The following is a 15011-nucleotide window of genomic DNA, read 5'->3' on the forward strand; positions in this document are numbered from 1 at the left end:
GGAGAAATGCCCGGCAGGGCAATGAGGGGCGGCGCCGGCCTAGGCTGTCTTGCTCCAGCTTTTAGGAATGCCGATCATCGGCAATCCTAAACTGGCCTGAACTTCAACCCGAACAAAGTGCACTCACGCCGCACGGGCCTCACGGATCGAGCTCTCCAGAATGTCCAGCGCCTCGGTCATGACGCCGTCCTGGATGGTGATCGGCGACAGGAAGCGGATGACGTTGCCGTAGACGCCGCAGGTGAGCAGGATGAGGCCCTTGTCGAGCGCCTTCAACCTCACCGCATTGGCGAATTCGGCCGACGGCAGGCCTTTCTTGACGTCGTTGAACTCGACGGCGTTCATGAAGCCCGGGCCGCGGATGTCGACGATCTCCGGCACGTCGTCGCGGATCGATTCCAGCCTCTGCTTCAGCCTGGCACCCAGCGCATTGGCGCGGTCGCAGAGCTTTTCCTCCTCGATGACGTCGAGCACCGCATGGGCCGCGGCGACGCCGATCGGGCTGCCGCCATAGGTGCCGCCAAGGCCGCCGGGGCCGGGCGCGTCCATGATCTCGGCGCGGCCGGTGACGGCCGACAGCGGGAAGCCGCCGGCGAGGCTCTTGGCCATGGTGGTGAGATCGGGCGCCACGTCATGGTGGTCCATGGCGAACATCTTGCCGGTGCGGGCAAAGCCGGTCTGCACCTCGTCGGCGACAAGCAGGATGCCGTGCTGGTCGCAGATCTTGCGCAGCGCCGTCATGAAATCGCGCGGCGCCTCGTAGAAGCCGCCCTCGCCCTGCACCGGCTCGACGATGATGGCGGCGACCCTGGCCGGGTCGACATCGGCCTTGAACAGCTTGTCGAGCGCGGCGAGCGAGTCGGCGACGGAGACACCGTGCAACGCGACCGGGAACGGCGCATGGAAGACATCGGCCGGCATGGCGCCGAAGCCGACCTTGTAGGGCACGACCTTGCCGGTCAGCGCCATGCCCATGAAGGTGCGGCCATGGAAGCCGCCGGAAAAGGCGATGACTGCCTGGCGGCCGGTGGCGTTGCGGGCGATCTTGATGGCGTTCTCGACCGCCTCGGCGCCGGTGGTGACGAAGACCGTCTTCTTGTCGAACTTGCCGGGCAGCATGCCGTTCAGCCGCTCGGCAAGCCGCACATAGCTCTCATAGGGCACGACCTGGTGGCAGGTGTGGGTGAAGCGATCGAGCTGCGCCTTAACCGCCTCGATGACCTTCGGATGGCGATGGCCGGTGTTGACCACGGCGATGCCCGACGAGAAGTCGATGTAGCGGCGGCCCTCGACATCCCAGATCTCCGAATTCTCGGCGCGATCGGCGTAGATCTGCGTGGTCATGCCGACGCCGCGCGAGATCGACTGATTCTTGCGTTCGGAAATGGCTGAATTCTTCATCTCATCCCTCATCGGGCAAGCGCCCGTTCTGTTTTTGAAGCCGTCAAAGCCTCTTCTGACCTTATTTCAGGTTTTCCTCAAGTCGGCACATTGGCCCGGTCGATTGGGCCTGCCCTAAAAGCAATTCCAGGAAAAGTGTGAAGCGGTTTTCCGTGCTGAATTGCGTCCAACAAAAAGATAGAAATCGATCTTAACCAGGCCGGCGATGATGGTTTCCTTTTCCCGCCGATCGATTATCCTCTTTTATCCGCGACGTGCCGCCATCAGGAGCGGCTCCCCGCGGGCTGAGGGGAACTATGAGCAGGAACGCGACATCGTCCGCCTTGCCGTCTTCGCCGCCCAGCCTCCTGTCTCGTTCAAATGTCTTTTTGCTGCTGGCCTGCGCCGCCACCCTCTCCGTCGCCGGCTGCCAGAAACAGCAGGCGGCGGAAAAGAAACTGCCGGTGATGGTGACCACGCAGACGGTCGCGCTTGCCGATTACGCGCCAAGGACCTCGCTGACCGGCGTGATCGCGGCCCGGACGCTGAACAATCTGTCGTTCCGTGTCGGCGGCCGCGTCGCCGAACGGCTGGTCGATGTCGGCCAGCATGTCGACAAGGGCGCCGTGCTTGCCCGCATCGATCCGCAGGAACAGGAATCGGACCTGCGCTCAGCGCAGGCCGATCTCGACGCGGCGCAGGCGCAGCTCACCCAGGCAACGGCCACCTACCAACGGCAAAAGACGCTGCTTTCGCAGGGTTTCACGACCAGGCGCGACTTCGATACCGCCGACCAGACGCTGAAAGTCGCGCAAGGCAGCGTCGACGCCGCGCAAAGCGCTCTGGCCAACGCCAGGGAGAACCTTTCCTACACCGAGCTCAAGGCGGGTGCCGCTGGGGTGATCACCGCGCGCCAGGTCGAGGCCGGCCAGGTGGTGCAGGCGGCGCAGACCGTCTTCACCATTGCCGAGGACGGCGACCGCGATGCCGTCTTCAACGTGCACGAGACGCTCGTTGCCAGAACACCGTCGTCGCCGGCGGTGACGATCACATTGCTGTCGGACCCGCAGATCAGGGCGGTGGGGAAGGTGCGGGAAATCTCGCCGGCGGTCGACACCGCGTCGGGATCGATCCGGGTCAAGGTCGGCATCGCTGACACGCCCGCCGGCATGGCGCTGGGCGCCGCCGTCATCGGCACCGTCAGCGCCAAGGCGGTGAGGGCCGTCCTGCTGCCCTGGCAGGCGCTGACGTCCAGCGCCGGCAAGCCGGCTGTCTGGGTCGTCGATCCGTCGAGCAAGGCGGTGACGACGATCCCGATCGAGGTGCTCGCCTTCGATTCCGGCGTGGTCGTCGTCGAGAAGGGGCTGCAAGAAGGACAGAGCGTCGTCACCGCCGGTGGGCAGTTGCTCAGTCCCGGCCAGACGATCGAGATAGCGGGGGTGAGCCAATGAACCGGCTACCGCTTACTGCCGCGCTCCTGCTCATTGCATCGCTTGCCGCCTGCTCGCGCTCGGAGGAGAAGCCGCCCGAGATCATCCGGCCGGTGCTGTCGATGGTCGTCGAAGCGAAGACCGTCGAGACCTTCGGCTTCGCCGGCTCGGTCGAACCGCAATACAGCGCCGACCTTTCCTTCCGCCTGCTTGGCCGCGTCGTCTCACGCGACGTCAAGGTCGGCGACATCGTCAGCAAGGGGACGACGATCGCGGCGCTCGATCCGACGGCGCTGGAGCTTGCCGTCCAGGCCTCGAAAGCCGATTTGTCGAACGCCCAGGCGCAGTTTGCCAATGCCGCAGCCAGTGAAGATCGGCAGCGCCAGTTGCTCGCTTCCGCCAACACCTCGCAGGCCGTGTTCGACGCCGCGCAGCAGGCGAGACAAGCGGCCGCGGCCGGGGTCGAACGGGCGAATGCCGCTTTGGCCAAGTCACAGGAGCAGCTCGGCTATGCCCGGCTGTTTTCCGATTTCGACGGCGTCGTCACCGCGGTCGGCGCCGAGGTCGGCCAGACTGTTTCGCCTGGACAAACCGTCGTCACCGTGGCGCGGACCGATCCGCGCGAGGCGGTGGTCGACATTCCCGACCAACTGACCGGCGAGCTCACCGTCGGCACGCCGTTCCAGATCATCCTGCAGTCGCTGCCCACCATCACGACCGAGGCAAAGCTGCGCGAGATCGCGCCGCAGGCCGAGGGCTCGACCCGCACCCGCCGCGTGCGGCTGACGCTGACCGACCCTCCGTCGGCGTTCCGGCTGGGCTCGACGATCACCGCGACCCGCATGACCAAGGTCGCGCCGACCATCACGCTGCCGATGTCGGCGCTGCTCGAAAAGGACGGCGCCGAGAAAGTCTGGATCGTCGATCCGCAGTCCTCGAGCGTAAGCGCGCGCGAGATCAGGATTGCCGCGAAGAATGGCGGCACCTTCACCGTGGCATCGGGGCTCGAGGCCGGCATGCGCGTCATCACCGCGGGTGTGCACAGCCTGAGCGAGGGCCAGAAGGTCAAAGTGCCGGAGGGAGGGGTCTGATGAAAGGCTTCAATCTCTCCGACTGGGCGCTCAGCCACCGCTCGCTGGTCTGGTATTTCATGCTGGTCTTCGTGGTGGCCGGCATCTTCTCCTACCTCAACCTCGGCCGCGAGGAAGACCCCGCCTTCACCATCAAGACGATGCTGATCCAGGCCAACTGGCCGGGCGCCTCGGTCAACGAGACAGTGCGCCAGGTGACCGACCGCATCGAGAAGAAGCTCGAGGAGCTCGACAGCCTCGACTACACCAAATCCGTCACCACCGCTGGCAAGACCGTCATCTTCGTCAACCTGAAGCAGAACACCAAGGCGCGCGACGTCGTGCCGACCTGGCTGCAAGTGCGCAACATGGTCGACGACATCGCGTCGCAGTTCCCGCAAGGTGTGCAGGGGCCGTTCTTCAACGACCGCTTCGGCGACGTCTACGGCAACTTCTATGCCTTCACCGCAGACGGGCTGACGCCGCGCCAGCTGCGCGACTATGTCGAGGATGTCCGGACCAAGATCCTGACGGTGCCGAACGCCGGCAAGGTCGATCTCGTCGGCGCCCAGGACGAAGCGATCTATCTCGAATTCTCTTCCCGCCAGATCGCCGCGCTCGGCCTCAACCAGCAGCAGATCGTCGCCAGCCTGCAGGCGCAGAACGCGATCACCCCGTCGGGCGTCATCCAGTCCGGACCGGAGCGGATCAGCGTGCGTGTCGGCGGCCAGTTCACCTCCGAAGAGAGCCTGCGCGCCATCAACCTGCGCGTCAACGACCGTTTCTTCCGGCTGAGCGACGTGGCGACGATCAGGCGCGGCTATGTCGATCCGCCGACGGCCTTGTTCCGCTTCAACGGCCAGGACGCGATCGGACTCGCCATCGGCATGAAGCCCAACGCCAATCTGCTGCAGTTCGGCGAAGCGCTGCACGAGGAGATGAACAAGGTGCTGGCCGACCTGCCGGTCGGCGTCGGCGTGCATCTGGTGGCCGACCAGCCGGTCATCGTCGAGGAAGCCGTCTCGGGCTTCACCCGCGCGCTGTTCGAGGCGGTCGCCATCGTGCTCGCGGTTTCCTTCATCAGCCTTGGCCTGCGCGCCGGCTTCGTCGTGGCGTTGTCGATCCCGCTGGTGCTGGCCATCACCTTCACCGTCATGGCCTATCTCGGCATCTCGCTGCAGCGCATTTCGCTGGGCGCCTTGATCATCGCGCTCGGCCTTTTGGTCGACGACGCCATGATCGCGGTGGAGATGATGGTGGCGCGGCTGGAGGTCGGCGACAACCTGCGCAAGGCGGCGACCTATGTCTACACGTCCACCGCCTTCCCGATGCTGACCGGCACCCTGGTGACGGTCGCGGGCTTCATCCCGATCGGCCTCAACTCGAGCGCTGCCGGCGAATACACCTTCACGCTGTTCGTCGTCATCGCGGTGTCGCTGCTGGTGTCATGGATCGTCGCCGTGCTCTTCGCGCCGCTGCTCGGCGTCACCATCCTGCCGGCGACGATGAAGGCCAAGCACCACGACCAGCCGGGGCGATTCACCTCCATGTTCCGGCGCGTACTTGTCCTCTCGGTGCGCCGTCATTGGCTGACCATTATCGCGACGGTGCTTCTGTTCGCCGCCTCGATCGCCGGCTTCGGCCTCGTCCAGCAGCAGTTCTTCCCGCCCTCCGACCGGCCTGAGCTGATCGTCGACTGGAACCTGCCGCAGAACGCCTCGATCGCCGAGACGCGCGACCAGATGGAGCGCTTCGAGCAGCGGGCGCTGGTCGGCAATCCCGACATCGACCACTTCTCGTCCTATATCGGCCAGGGCGCGGTGCGCTTCCTGCTTGCCTATGACGTGCAGCCGGCCAATCCCTATTTCGGCCAGACCGTGATCGTCACCAAGAGCATCGAGGCGCGCAACCGGGTCAAGCCGGCGCTGGAGAAGCTGCTGCGCGAGGAGTTCGTCGGCACCGACGCCTTCGTCAAGCCGCTCGAGCTCGGGCCGCCGGTGGGGCGTCCGGTGCAATACCGCGTCGGCGGACCCGACATCCAGACCGTGCGCGAGCTGGCGCAGCAATTCGCCGGCATCATCTCGGCCAATCCGAAGCTCGGCGCGCCGACCTTCGACTGGAACGAGCCGCAGCGCGTGCTGAGGGTCGACGTGTTGCAGGACAAGGCGCGCCAGCTCGGCATCACCTCATCCGACATCGCCAGCGCGCTGAACAGCACGGTCGGCGGCGCGACGATCACCCAGGTGCGCGACGCGACCTATCTGATCAATGTGGTGGCGCGTTCGCGCGAGGCGGACCGCAGCTCGATCTCGACGCTGCAGAACATGCAATTGCCGACCGGCACCGGCGAGTCGATCCCGTTGGCGGCAATCGCCAACTTCCGCTACGACCTCGAGCAGCCGACGGTGTGGCGGCGCAACCGCACGCCGACGATCACCGTGCGCGCCGGCCTGGTCGGCGACGTGCTGCCGGCGACGGTCGTCAACGAGCTGAAGCCGTCGGTCGACGCCTTCATCGCCAAGCTGCCGCCGGGCTATTCGGTGCAGACCGCCGGCTCGGTGGAGGAAAGCGCCAACAGCCAGGGCCCGATCGCGGCGGTCGTTCCGCTGATGCTGTTCATCATGGCGACCATCCTGATGGTGCAGCTGCAGAGCTTCCAGCGCCTGTTCCTGGTGGTGGCGGTGGCGCCGCTCGGCCTGATCGGCGTGGTGGCGGCACTAGTGCCAAGCGGCGCGCCGCTCGGCTTTGTCGCCATCCTCGGCGTGCTGGCGCTGATCGGCATCCTGATCCGCAACTCGGTCATCCTGATCGTGCAGATCGAAGACCTCGTCGCCGACGGCAAGGACCGCTGGGCGGCCGTGATCGAGGCGACCGAGCATCGCATGCGGCCGATCGCGCTGACGGCCGCGGCGGCGAGCCTGGCGCTGATCCCGATCGCGCGCGAAGTGTTCTGGGGGCCTATGGCCTACGCCATGATGGGCGGCATCATCGCCGGCACGGCGATCACGCTGCTGTTCCTGCCGGCGCTTTATGTGACGTGGTTCCGGGTAAAGGAGCCGAAAGGCGGGGAAGGCGTGCAGAACGAAGCGCTGCCGGAGGGAGAAGAGGCGGCAACATGACTTGCGTCGCGATCCTTCACACCCACCTCTGGCCTACCGGCCATCTCCCCCGCAAGGGGGGAGATTGAGCACTCGGCGGGTTTCGCCAATCACCAACGTTGCAGGATAGAGCGGGGCGCAAGAACTGCTGATCTCCCCCCTTGCGGGGGAGATGTCCGGCAGGACAGAGGGGGGTGTGAAGGATCGCGACGTATAAAACTACACCCGCACAAACCCCTCGCTCGCCCTGAGCAGATTGCGCGTATAATCCTCGCTCACCCGATGCCCGATCAGCTGGCTCGCGGTCAGCGTCTCGACCGCCTCGCCGTTCTGCATCACCATCAGCCGCTCGCACATATGGGTGATGATGGCGAGGTCGTGGCTGACCATCAGGAAGGTGAGCTTGCGCCGCCGGCGCACATCTTCGAGCAGGTTAAGCACCTCCGCCTGCACCGAGGCGTCGAGCGCCGAGGTCGGCTCGTCGAGCAAAAGGATCGAGGGTTCGAGGATCAGCGCGCGCGCAATCGCCACGCGCTGGCGCTGGCCGCCGGAGAGTTGGTGCGCGTAGCGGAAGCGGAAGCCCTTGCCGAGGCCTACCTCATCCAGCGCGCGCTCGATGCGCTTCTCGCCGTCGGCGATGCCGTGGATGGCTAAAGGCTCCTGCAGCAGCCGGTCGACGGTCTGGCGCGGATGCAGCGAGCCGTAGGGATCCTGGAAGACCATCTGCACCTCGCGGTAGAAAGCCTTGTCGCGGGCTTTGCCCAAGGCCTTGCCGTTGACGGTGATGGTGCCCGAAGCGACCGGCGCCAGGCCGGTGACGGCCTTGAGCAGCGTCGATTTGCCGGAACCGCTCTCGCCGACCAGTCCGTAGGATTCGCCTTCCCTGACCTCGACGCTGACGCCCTTCAGCGCGCGAAAGCGGTCGAAGACAACCTCCAGCCCTTCGACGGAAAGCGCGGCCGTCATGCCGCCCACTCCGGCTTGCGGTCGAGCACCGGCAGCGGATGGCGCTCGAAGCCGATCCGCGGCATGCAATTGAGCAGGCCGCGCGTATAAGGATGCCGGGCGTCGCGCAGTTCGGAGGCCTTGAGCTGCTCGACCACCTTGCCGGCATACATGACGACGACGCGGTCGCAGAATGAGGAAACCAGGCGCAGATCGTGCGAGATGAAGATCAGGCCCATGCCACGCTCGGCGACCAGCCGGTCGAGGATGTTGAGCACGTCGAGCTGCACGGTGACGTCCAGCGCCGAGGTCGGCTCGTCGGCGATCATCAGCTCCGGCCCGGCGATCAGCATCATGGCGATCATGGCGCGCTGGCCCATGCCGCCCGAGACTTCATGCGGATGCAGGTCGAAGACCCGGCCCGGGTCGCGGATCTGCACCGCCCGCAGCATCTCCAGCGCCCGTTCGCGCGCCTCGGCCTTGGAGACCTTTTCGTGCGTGCGCAGCGTTTCGACGATCTGGCGGCCGATGGTCATCACCGGATCGAGCGAGTATTTCGGATCCTGCAGGATCATGGCGATGCGGTTTCCCCGCAGCGCTCGGCGCTGGCCCGGCGATATGGAGAGCAGATCGATGCCGTCGAAGCCGAGCTTCTTCGCCGATACTATAGCCTGCGGCGGGGTCACGCCCATGATGGCACGGCCGGTCTGCGACTTGCCGGAGCCGCTCTCGCCGACAATGCCGAGCCGCTCGCGGCCGAGCGAGAAGGAGACGCCGCGCACGGCTTGCACGACGCCGGTACGCGTCGGGAAGGTGACGCGCAGATCTTCGACGTCGAGCAGCGTGCCTTTTTGCTGCCTATCTGGATTGCCGCTCATTGGTCGTCGCTCATTGGTCACCACTCCGGGGATCGAGCGCGTCGCGCAGGCCGTCGCCGAGCAGGTTGAAGCCGAGACTGACGATGAGGATGGCGGCGCCTGGTGCCGCGGCCACCCACCACTGGTCGAGGATGAAGCGGCGGCCGGACGCGATCATCGCGCCCCATTCGGGCAGCGGCGGCTGCGCGCCGAGGCCGAGGAAGCCGAGGCCGGCGGCGGTGAGGATGATGCCCGCCATGTCGAGCGTCACCCGGATGATCAGCGAGGAGATGCAAAGCGGCATGATGTGGCGCAGCACGATACGGAAGGGCGAGGCGCCCATCAGTTGCACGGCTTTGATGTAGTCGGAGTTGCGCACCGTCAGCGTCTCGGCCCGCGCGATGCGCGCATATGGCGGCCAGGAGGTGATGGCGATCGCCAGCACCGCGTTCTCGATGCCGGGGCCAAGCGCCGCCACGAAGGCCAGCGCCAGCACCAGCTTCGGGAAGGCGAGAAAAATGTCGGTGATGCGCATCAGGATAGCGTCGGTCCAGCCGCCGGCATAGCCGGCGACAGTGCCGACGAGCAAACCTATCGGAGCCGCAATGATGGCGACGAGGATGACGACGTAGAGCGTCCAGCGCGAGCCGTAGACGATGCGCGAATAGATGTCGCGGCCAAGGTCGTCGGTGCCGAACCAGTGCGCGGCGCCCGGCGGCAGCAAGCGGGCATTCTTCAGGTCACCCACGGTCGGCGAATAGGGCGCCAACACATCGGCAAAGGCGGCAACCGCTACCAGTGCGAGGATGATCAGCAGACCGACGAAGGCCAGCCGGTTGGCGGAAAAACGCCGCCACGCCACATAGGCGCGGCCGAGCCTCGCCTGCAGGCGCGAAGCCGGCCGCTCCGACAGCAACCATTCGCGGCGGGAGAGGGAGCCGGCGTCAGAGGCGGTCATGACGATGCCTCTTGAAGCTGTCGACCCCCACTCCGGTCTGCTTCGCAGACCACCTCTCCCCCGTTCGGCGGGGGAGAGGAAAGGCGCCAAGCATGCGACCAGCTTTTCCTTTCCCCGGAGAGGTGGCCCGAAGGGCCGGAGCGGGGGTGATTGGCCGCAGCCAGGCCCGAAAGTGCGATATCTCTGCTCATCCGGCCTTCGTCCTCGGATCGAGCAGCTGGTAGAGCAAATCGGACAGAAGGTTGATACCGATGAACACCGAGCCGATGATGATGGTGCCGCCGAGCACAGCGTTCATGTCGGCATTCTGCAACGAGTTGGTGATATAGAGCCCGATGCCCGGCCAGGAAAAGACGGTCTCGGTCAGCACCGAGCCTTCCAGCAGGCTGGCGTAGGAAAGCGCGATCACCGTCACCATCGGCACCGCGGCGTTGCGCAGCGCATGGCCCCAGATGATGCGCGTTTCCGACAGGCCCTTGGCGCGCGCGGCGACGATGTATTCCTGCGCCATCTCGTTCAGCATGAAGGAGCGCGTCATGCGGCTGATATAGGCGAGCGCGAAGTAGCCGAGCAGCGAAGCCGGCAGGATGATGTGGCGGTAGGCGTCGTAGAAGACGTCCCACTGCCCCTGCATCGCCGCGTCGAGGAGATAAAAGCCGGTGATCGGCGTGAAAGTGTATTCGTAGACGACGTCGAGCCGCGCCGGAAAGGCGACCCATTGCAGCTTGGCGTAGAACAGCACGAGCCCGAGAAGCCCGAGCCAGAAGATCGGCACGGAATAGCCGATCAGGCCGATGATGCGCACGATCTGGTCGATGAGGCTGCCGCGCCGCACCGCCGCCAGCACACCGAGCGGCACGCCGATGACGGCGCCGATAATCGTGCCCAGCGTTGCGAGCTCGATCGTCGCCGGGAAGACGCGGCGGATGTCGGACATCACCGGATTGGTGGTCAGCACCGAGGTGCCGAAATCGCCGCGAAGCGCGCTTTTCACATAGATGTAGAACTGTTCGATCAGCGGCAGGTCGAGGCCCATCTCGCGGCGCGTGCGCTCGACGACGGCGGTCGGCGCCCGGTCGCCGAGCACGGCCAGCACCGGATCGATCGGGATGACGCGGCCGATGAAGAAGGTCACCGCGAGAAGACCGAGATAGGTCGTCACCGCGATGACCAGGAAGCGGCCGATCGACGACAAGATAGCGACGGCGCGGGCGCTGCCGCGCCCCGCCGCCGCCTGGTTCTCAGCTACGCTCACGCGGCGCGTCCGAAAACGCTATTCCTTCGAGACCGGCCCGACGAAGTTGGTGTCGAAGCTCGGTCCGAGCGCGAAGCCCTTGAGGTTCTTGCGCAGGCCGGCCACTTCGAGCTGCTGGTTGATGACGACGAAGGGGCTGGTGTCGAGGATTTTTTTCTGCAGATCCTTGTACATGTCGGCGCGCTTGGCCGAATCCTTTTCCAGCAGCGCCGCCTCGGTCTGCTTGGTCAGGTCCGGAATGTCCCAGGCATTGCGCCAGGCCAGGGTCTTGATCTTGGCGGCGTCGGAATTGTCCGGGTTCGAAGCAAAGGTCTGGGCATTGGAGTTCGGATCGAAATAGTCCTGGCCCCAGTTGCCGATATAGATATCGTGGTTGCGGGCGCGGTACTTGGTCAGCGTCTGCTTGCCGTCGCCGGGGATGATCTCCAGCTTGATGCCGGCCTGGCCGAGCGTCTGCTGGATCGATTCCGCCATGCCGGTGGTGGGCTGGCCGGTGCGCACGTCCATGGTCACGCTGAAGCCGTCCGCCAGGCCGGCCTTGGCGAGCAGTTCCTTGGCCTTGGCGACGTCAAGCTTGAACGGGTTGTCGTCGATCGCGCCGAGGTCGCCCTTGGGCAGGAAGGACTGGTGGATCTCGCCGATTCCCTTGAGGATGGTCGAGCCCAGCGCGTCATAGTCGACCAGGTATTTGAACGCCTGGCGAACCTCCGGCTTGGCGAGGTTGGCGTTCTTCTGGTTGAGGCTGATGTAATAGACCGTGCCCTTCGGCGCGCTGGTGGTGGTGAGATCGGCGTTCTTGGCGATGGCGTCGAGGTCGTTCGGCTCGAGGTTGCGGGCGACGTCGATGTCGCCGGCTTCCAACGCCAGACGCTGCGCCGAACTTTCCTTCATGTAGCGGTAGATGACGCGGGCGAGCTTCGCCTTTTCGCCGTTATAATTGTCGTTGCGTTCCAGAACGACGACTTCATTGGCGCGCCATTCGCGGAGCTTGTATTGGCCTGAGCCGGCATAGCCGGTCTTCAGCCAGGCGTTGCCGAAGTCGTTGTCCCATTTGTAGTCGGCGCTTGGGGTGACGGCGGCGACATGTTCCTTGACCAGCTTGCTGTCGACGACCGAAGCGACGGTGGCCGACAGGCAGTTCAGCACGAAGCTCGGCGCGTAGGCCTTGTCGACGACGAATTGGAAAGTCGTGTCGTCGACCGCCTTGGCCTTCTCGGTGACGTTGTCGCCGCTGATGCCCAACTGGTTGATGATGAAGGCCGGGCTCTTGTCGAGCTTGATGGCGCGCTCGAAGGAATAGGCGACGTCGGCCGCGGTGATCGGATTGCCGGAAGCGAACTTCATGCCGGGCTTCAGCTTGAAGGTGTAGGTCAGGCCGTCGTCGGAAACGGTCCAGCTCTCGGCAAGGTCGCCCTTCACCTTGGAGGTGTCGCTGAGGTCGAGGCGGACCAGAAGATCATAGGTGTTGCCGGTGACCTCGGCGGTCGACAGCTCGAACGCCTCGCCCGGATCCATCGTGATGATGTCGTCGAAGGCGAAGCCTTCGACCAGCGTGTCGGCAGGCGTGACCGCAAAAGCGGGCGCGGCAAGCAGCGCAGACATCGCCACACCCGCAAGCAAGCCACGGAGAGCAAACTTTTCCAGCATCATGATGATCGTTCCCTGTTTTGTTGACCTGAGTTCCCGGCTCAGGGCTGCATTATTCTTCTCGAAGCCGACGGCGGCTCGGACCGCTTACCGTCGTGGTTTTTGTCCAGTTGGTCAACACCCTATTCGGCGGCGCTCGAACCGGCAACGCGCATTTTGCGAAACAGCTTATTGGGCCAGAACGAGCCGCCGCGAGTCGAACCGTGCACCGCCTAATCGAAGGCTCCAATCGGGAAAAATCTGCTAAACTTTCGACGCTTGGAAGTCGCCCGTCATTTCATCTGCGCAACCAGGCTCGCGTCGGGAAAGCAGGTCGCGGCCTTGCCGTTCTTCGACTGCCAGGTGCCGATCGAGCGACGCGTCTTGAAACCGGGCAGGCCATCGGCGCTGCCGACATCGTACCCCTTCGCCTCCAGCGCCCGCTGGAGCGATGCGATATCGGACCGGTGGAGATCGCCGACCGGGCCCCAGTCGCCGGCAAAGGTGGCGTCGCCCTTGGCGATGCGGTCGGCGGCGTGGCTGATGAACAGCGCATAGAGGTCGCTGGTGTTATACTCCTTCAGCACATAGAAGTTCGGCGTGACGAGGAAGGCCGGGCCGCTGCGCCCGGCCGGCATCAGAAGGAAGCCCTCGGCTTTCAGCTCGCTCGCCTGGAACGCTTTGCCGTCCGCGCGCCTGACGCCCATCGCCACCCAGTCGGAAATCTTCTTGCCCTGATCGGGTCCTTCGAGCGAACAGGAGACGTTGGCCGGCGCGATCACCTCGGTCCCCCAGCCGCGCCCCCTCACCCAGCCGTAGTGGACGAGGTAATTGGCGATCGAGGCGAGCACGTCCGGCGTCGAATTCCAGATGTCGGGCCGGCCGTCGCCGTCGAAATCGACGGCATGCTTGAGGAAAGACGTCGGCATGAATTGCGGCTGGCCGAGCGCGCCGGCCCAGGACGACTTCATCGCGTTGACCGGGGCGAGCCCGCGCTCGACGAGCTCGAGCGCCGCCAGCACCTCCGTGCGGAAGAAATCCTTCTTGGTCGACATGAACGCCTTGGTGCCCAGCACCTCGAAGGCGTCGTAAGGCATCCTGGCCGCGCCGAAGCCGGTCTCGCGACCCCAAATCGCCAGCACGATCTCGCCAGGCACGCCGTAACGCTTCTCGATCAGCCCGAGCACTCTTGCGTTGGCGCTCTCGCGCGACCGTCCGCCGGCGGTGACGGGGCGAATGATCTTCTCGGCGAAATAGTTGGCGGGCGGACCGAACTCGGCCTGATGCTGTTTTTCAGGCGTCGTCGGCTTCTTGCCGGGCATGACGAGGTCCGGCAATTTCAGGTTCGGCTTCACGCCGATGAAGGCGGCGTCGAAGGTTTTTTTGGAGATGCCCTTGGCCTGCGCCTCGGGCCAGAGGTCGTTTTGCAGCCAGGCCTGGAACTGGTCGTCGATGGGGGCGGCGCGGGAGGGGGTCGAAACACCCAACGCCATAGCGATTACAACGAAGATCGTGACGGCCAATCCATAGAAGCCGCGTTCCTTCGCGCCCCCCTCTGTCCTGCCGGACATCTCCCCCGCAAGGGGGGAGATCAGATGACGCGCAGGCTTTCGCCAATCACCAACGCCGCAGGATGACGCAAGGCGCCAAAACAGCCAATCTCCCCCCTTGCAGGGGAGATGTCCGGCAGGACAGAGGGGGGTGGGACGGAGTGCAATCGCTTCAGAAGAAGAACCCATCACAAGCCCCCTCCCCACTCTCTCAAAACGCCGTCCTCGATCGCAGCGCAGCGGCCAGCGTGCCTTCGTCGAGATAGTCGAGCTCGCCGCCGACCGGCACGCCATGCGCGAGTCTGGTCACCTTGACGTCGAGGCCCGAGAGCTGGTCGGTCAGGTAGTGCGCGGTGGTCTGGCCCTCGACGGTGGCGTTGACGGCGAGGATCACTTCCTTCACCTCGCCGCCGGCCACACGGTCGACCAGCGAGCGGATGTTGAGCTGGTCGGGGCCGATGCCGTCGAGCGGCGACAGCGTGCCGCCGAGCACGTGGTAGCGCACGTTCATGGCGGCGGCGCGCTCCAGCGCCCAGAGGTCGGAGACGTCCTCGACGACGATCAGGGTGCCGGCGTCGCGGCGCGGGTCGGTGCAGATCATGCAAGGGTCGGAGGTGTCAACATTGCCGCAGGTCGAGCAGATGCGCACCTTGTCGACCGCCTCGCCCATGGCGGCGGCCAAAGGTTCGAGCAACTGCTCCTTCTTCTTGATGAGATGGAGGGCCGCGCGCCTGGCCGAACGCGGCCCGAGCCCCGGCACCTTGGCCAGGAGCTGGATCAGGCGTTCGATCTCTGGACCGGCGATTCGTTTCGACATCGCCTTGATCTAGGATTTTTCCGGG

The 15011-nt window shown here is 65.2% G+C and carries 11 protein-coding genes; 3 read left to right on the forward strand and 8 right to left on the reverse strand.

Going from position 1 to position 15011, the window contains the following annotated elements; genetic code table 11:
* Positions 1–123 precede the first annotated feature (123 nt).
* A complete protein-coding gene (locus ABID26_RS13800) occupies positions 124–1401 on the reverse strand; it encodes a 4-aminobutyrate--2-oxoglutarate transaminase (RefSeq protein WP_354415845.1) in 1278 nt (425 codons plus the stop codon).
* 296 nt (positions 1402–1697) lie between these two features.
* On the opposite strand from ABID26_RS13800, the gene ABID26_RS13805 reads away from it, so the two are divergent.
* From ABID26_RS13805 to ABID26_RS13815, 3 genes are read left to right on the forward strand one after another with little or no spacing between them, the layout of a single operon-like run.
* Positions 1698–2831, forward strand: coding sequence for an efflux RND transporter periplasmic adaptor subunit (locus ABID26_RS13805; RefSeq protein ID WP_354415846.1), 1134 nt, complete (start codon positions 1698–1700; stop codon positions 2829–2831).
* Entirely contained in the window at positions 2828–3901 is a 1074-nt protein-coding gene (locus ABID26_RS13810) for an efflux RND transporter periplasmic adaptor subunit (protein ID WP_354415847.1), read from the forward strand. Before ABID26_RS13805 ends, ABID26_RS13810 begins: the two co-directional genes overlap by 4 nt.
* Complete coding sequence (locus ABID26_RS13815) at positions 3901–6999, forward strand: efflux RND transporter permease subunit (RefSeq protein ID WP_354415848.1); 3099 nt, start codon at positions 3901–3903, stop codon at positions 6997–6999. The genes ABID26_RS13810 and ABID26_RS13815 overlap by 1 nt, the downstream gene beginning before the upstream one ends.
* A gap of 198 nt (positions 7000–7197) precedes the next feature.
* Here the strand turns inward: ABID26_RS13815 and ABID26_RS13820 are convergent, their stop codons facing one another.
* The 7 genes from ABID26_RS13820 to recR all read right to left on the reverse strand — a co-directional run bounded on the left by ABID26_RS13820 (position 7198) and on the right by recR (position 14986).
* Entirely contained in the window at positions 7198–7944 is a 747-nt protein-coding gene (locus tag ABID26_RS13820) for an ABC transporter ATP-binding protein (protein WP_354415849.1), read from the reverse strand.
* The gene (locus ABID26_RS13825; protein WP_354415850.1) at positions 7941–8801 is read right to left on the reverse strand and encodes an ABC transporter ATP-binding protein; all 861 of its coding nucleotides are present in this window, start codon (positions 8799–8801) and stop codon (positions 7941–7943) included. Before ABID26_RS13825 ends, ABID26_RS13820 begins: the two co-directional genes overlap by 4 nt.
* Before the next feature lie 10 nt (positions 8802–8811).
* A complete protein-coding gene (nikC, locus tag ABID26_RS13830) occupies positions 8812–9738 on the reverse strand; it encodes a nickel transporter permease (RefSeq protein ID WP_354415851.1) in 927 nt (308 codons plus the stop codon).
* A gap of 187 nt (positions 9739–9925) precedes the next feature.
* Positions 9926–10993 carry an ABC transporter permease gene (locus tag ABID26_RS13835; protein WP_292299514.1) on the reverse strand — a complete coding sequence of 356 codons (1068 nt, stop codon included), beginning with the start codon at positions 10991–10993 and terminating at the stop codon, positions 9926–9928.
* Between the two features lie 18 nt (positions 10994–11011).
* A complete protein-coding gene (locus tag ABID26_RS13840) occupies positions 11012–12643 on the reverse strand; it encodes an ABC transporter substrate-binding protein (protein ID WP_354415852.1) in 1632 nt (543 codons plus the stop codon).
* A gap of 269 nt (positions 12644–12912) precedes the next feature.
* On the reverse strand, positions 12913–14190 hold the full coding sequence (locus ABID26_RS13845; RefSeq protein WP_354415853.1) for a lytic murein transglycosylase: 1278 nt from the start codon (positions 14188–14190) through the stop codon (positions 12913–12915).
* A gap of 190 nt (positions 14191–14380) precedes the next feature.
* Positions 14381–14986 (reverse strand): recombination mediator RecR, encoded by a 606-nt coding sequence (recR, locus tag ABID26_RS13850; RefSeq protein ID WP_292345833.1) that lies wholly within the window; start codon positions 14984–14986, stop codon positions 14381–14383.
* Positions 14987–15011: the final 25 nt, after the last annotated feature.

The organism is Mesorhizobium shonense (genome assembly GCF_040545255.1).
Taxonomy (GTDB): domain Bacteria; phylum Pseudomonadota; class Alphaproteobacteria; order Rhizobiales; family Rhizobiaceae; genus Mesorhizobium; species Mesorhizobium shonense.

Excerpts from the sequence above, each read along its gene's own strand:
- ABID26_RS13805 (WP_354415846.1), top strand. The coding sequence starts at position 1,698 with ATGAGCAGGAACGCGACATCGTCCGCCTTGCCGTCTTCGCCGCCCAGC.
- recR (WP_292345833.1), bottom strand. The coding sequence starts at position 14,986 with ATGTCGAAACGAATCGCCGGTCCAGAGATCGAACGCCTGATCCAGCTC.
- nikC (WP_354415851.1), bottom strand. The coding sequence starts at position 9,738 with ATGACCGCCTCTGACGCCGGCTCCCTCTCCCGCCGCGAATGGTTGCTG.
- ABID26_RS13825 (WP_354415850.1), bottom strand. The coding sequence starts at position 8,801 with ATGAGCGGCAATCCAGATAGGCAGCAAAAAGGCACGCTGCTCGACGTC.
- ABID26_RS13840 (WP_354415852.1), bottom strand. The coding sequence starts at position 12,643 with ATGATGCTGGAAAAGTTTGCTCTCCGTGGCTTGCTTGCGGGTGTGGCG.
- ABID26_RS13820 (WP_354415849.1), bottom strand. The coding sequence starts at position 7,944 with ATGACGGCCGCGCTTTCCGTCGAAGGGCTGGAGGTTGTCTTCGACCGC.
- ABID26_RS13800 (WP_354415845.1), bottom strand. The coding sequence starts at position 1,401 with ATGAAGAATTCAGCCATTTCCGAACGCAAGAATCAGTCGATCTCGCGC.
- ABID26_RS13815 (WP_354415848.1), top strand. The coding sequence starts at position 3,901 with ATGAAAGGCTTCAATCTCTCCGACTGGGCGCTCAGCCACCGCTCGCTG.
- ABID26_RS13845 (WP_354415853.1), bottom strand. The coding sequence starts at position 14,190 with ATGTCCGGCAGGACAGAGGGGGGCGCGAAGGAACGCGGCTTCTATGGA.
- ABID26_RS13810 (WP_354415847.1), top strand. The coding sequence starts at position 2,828 with ATGAACCGGCTACCGCTTACTGCCGCGCTCCTGCTCATTGCATCGCTT.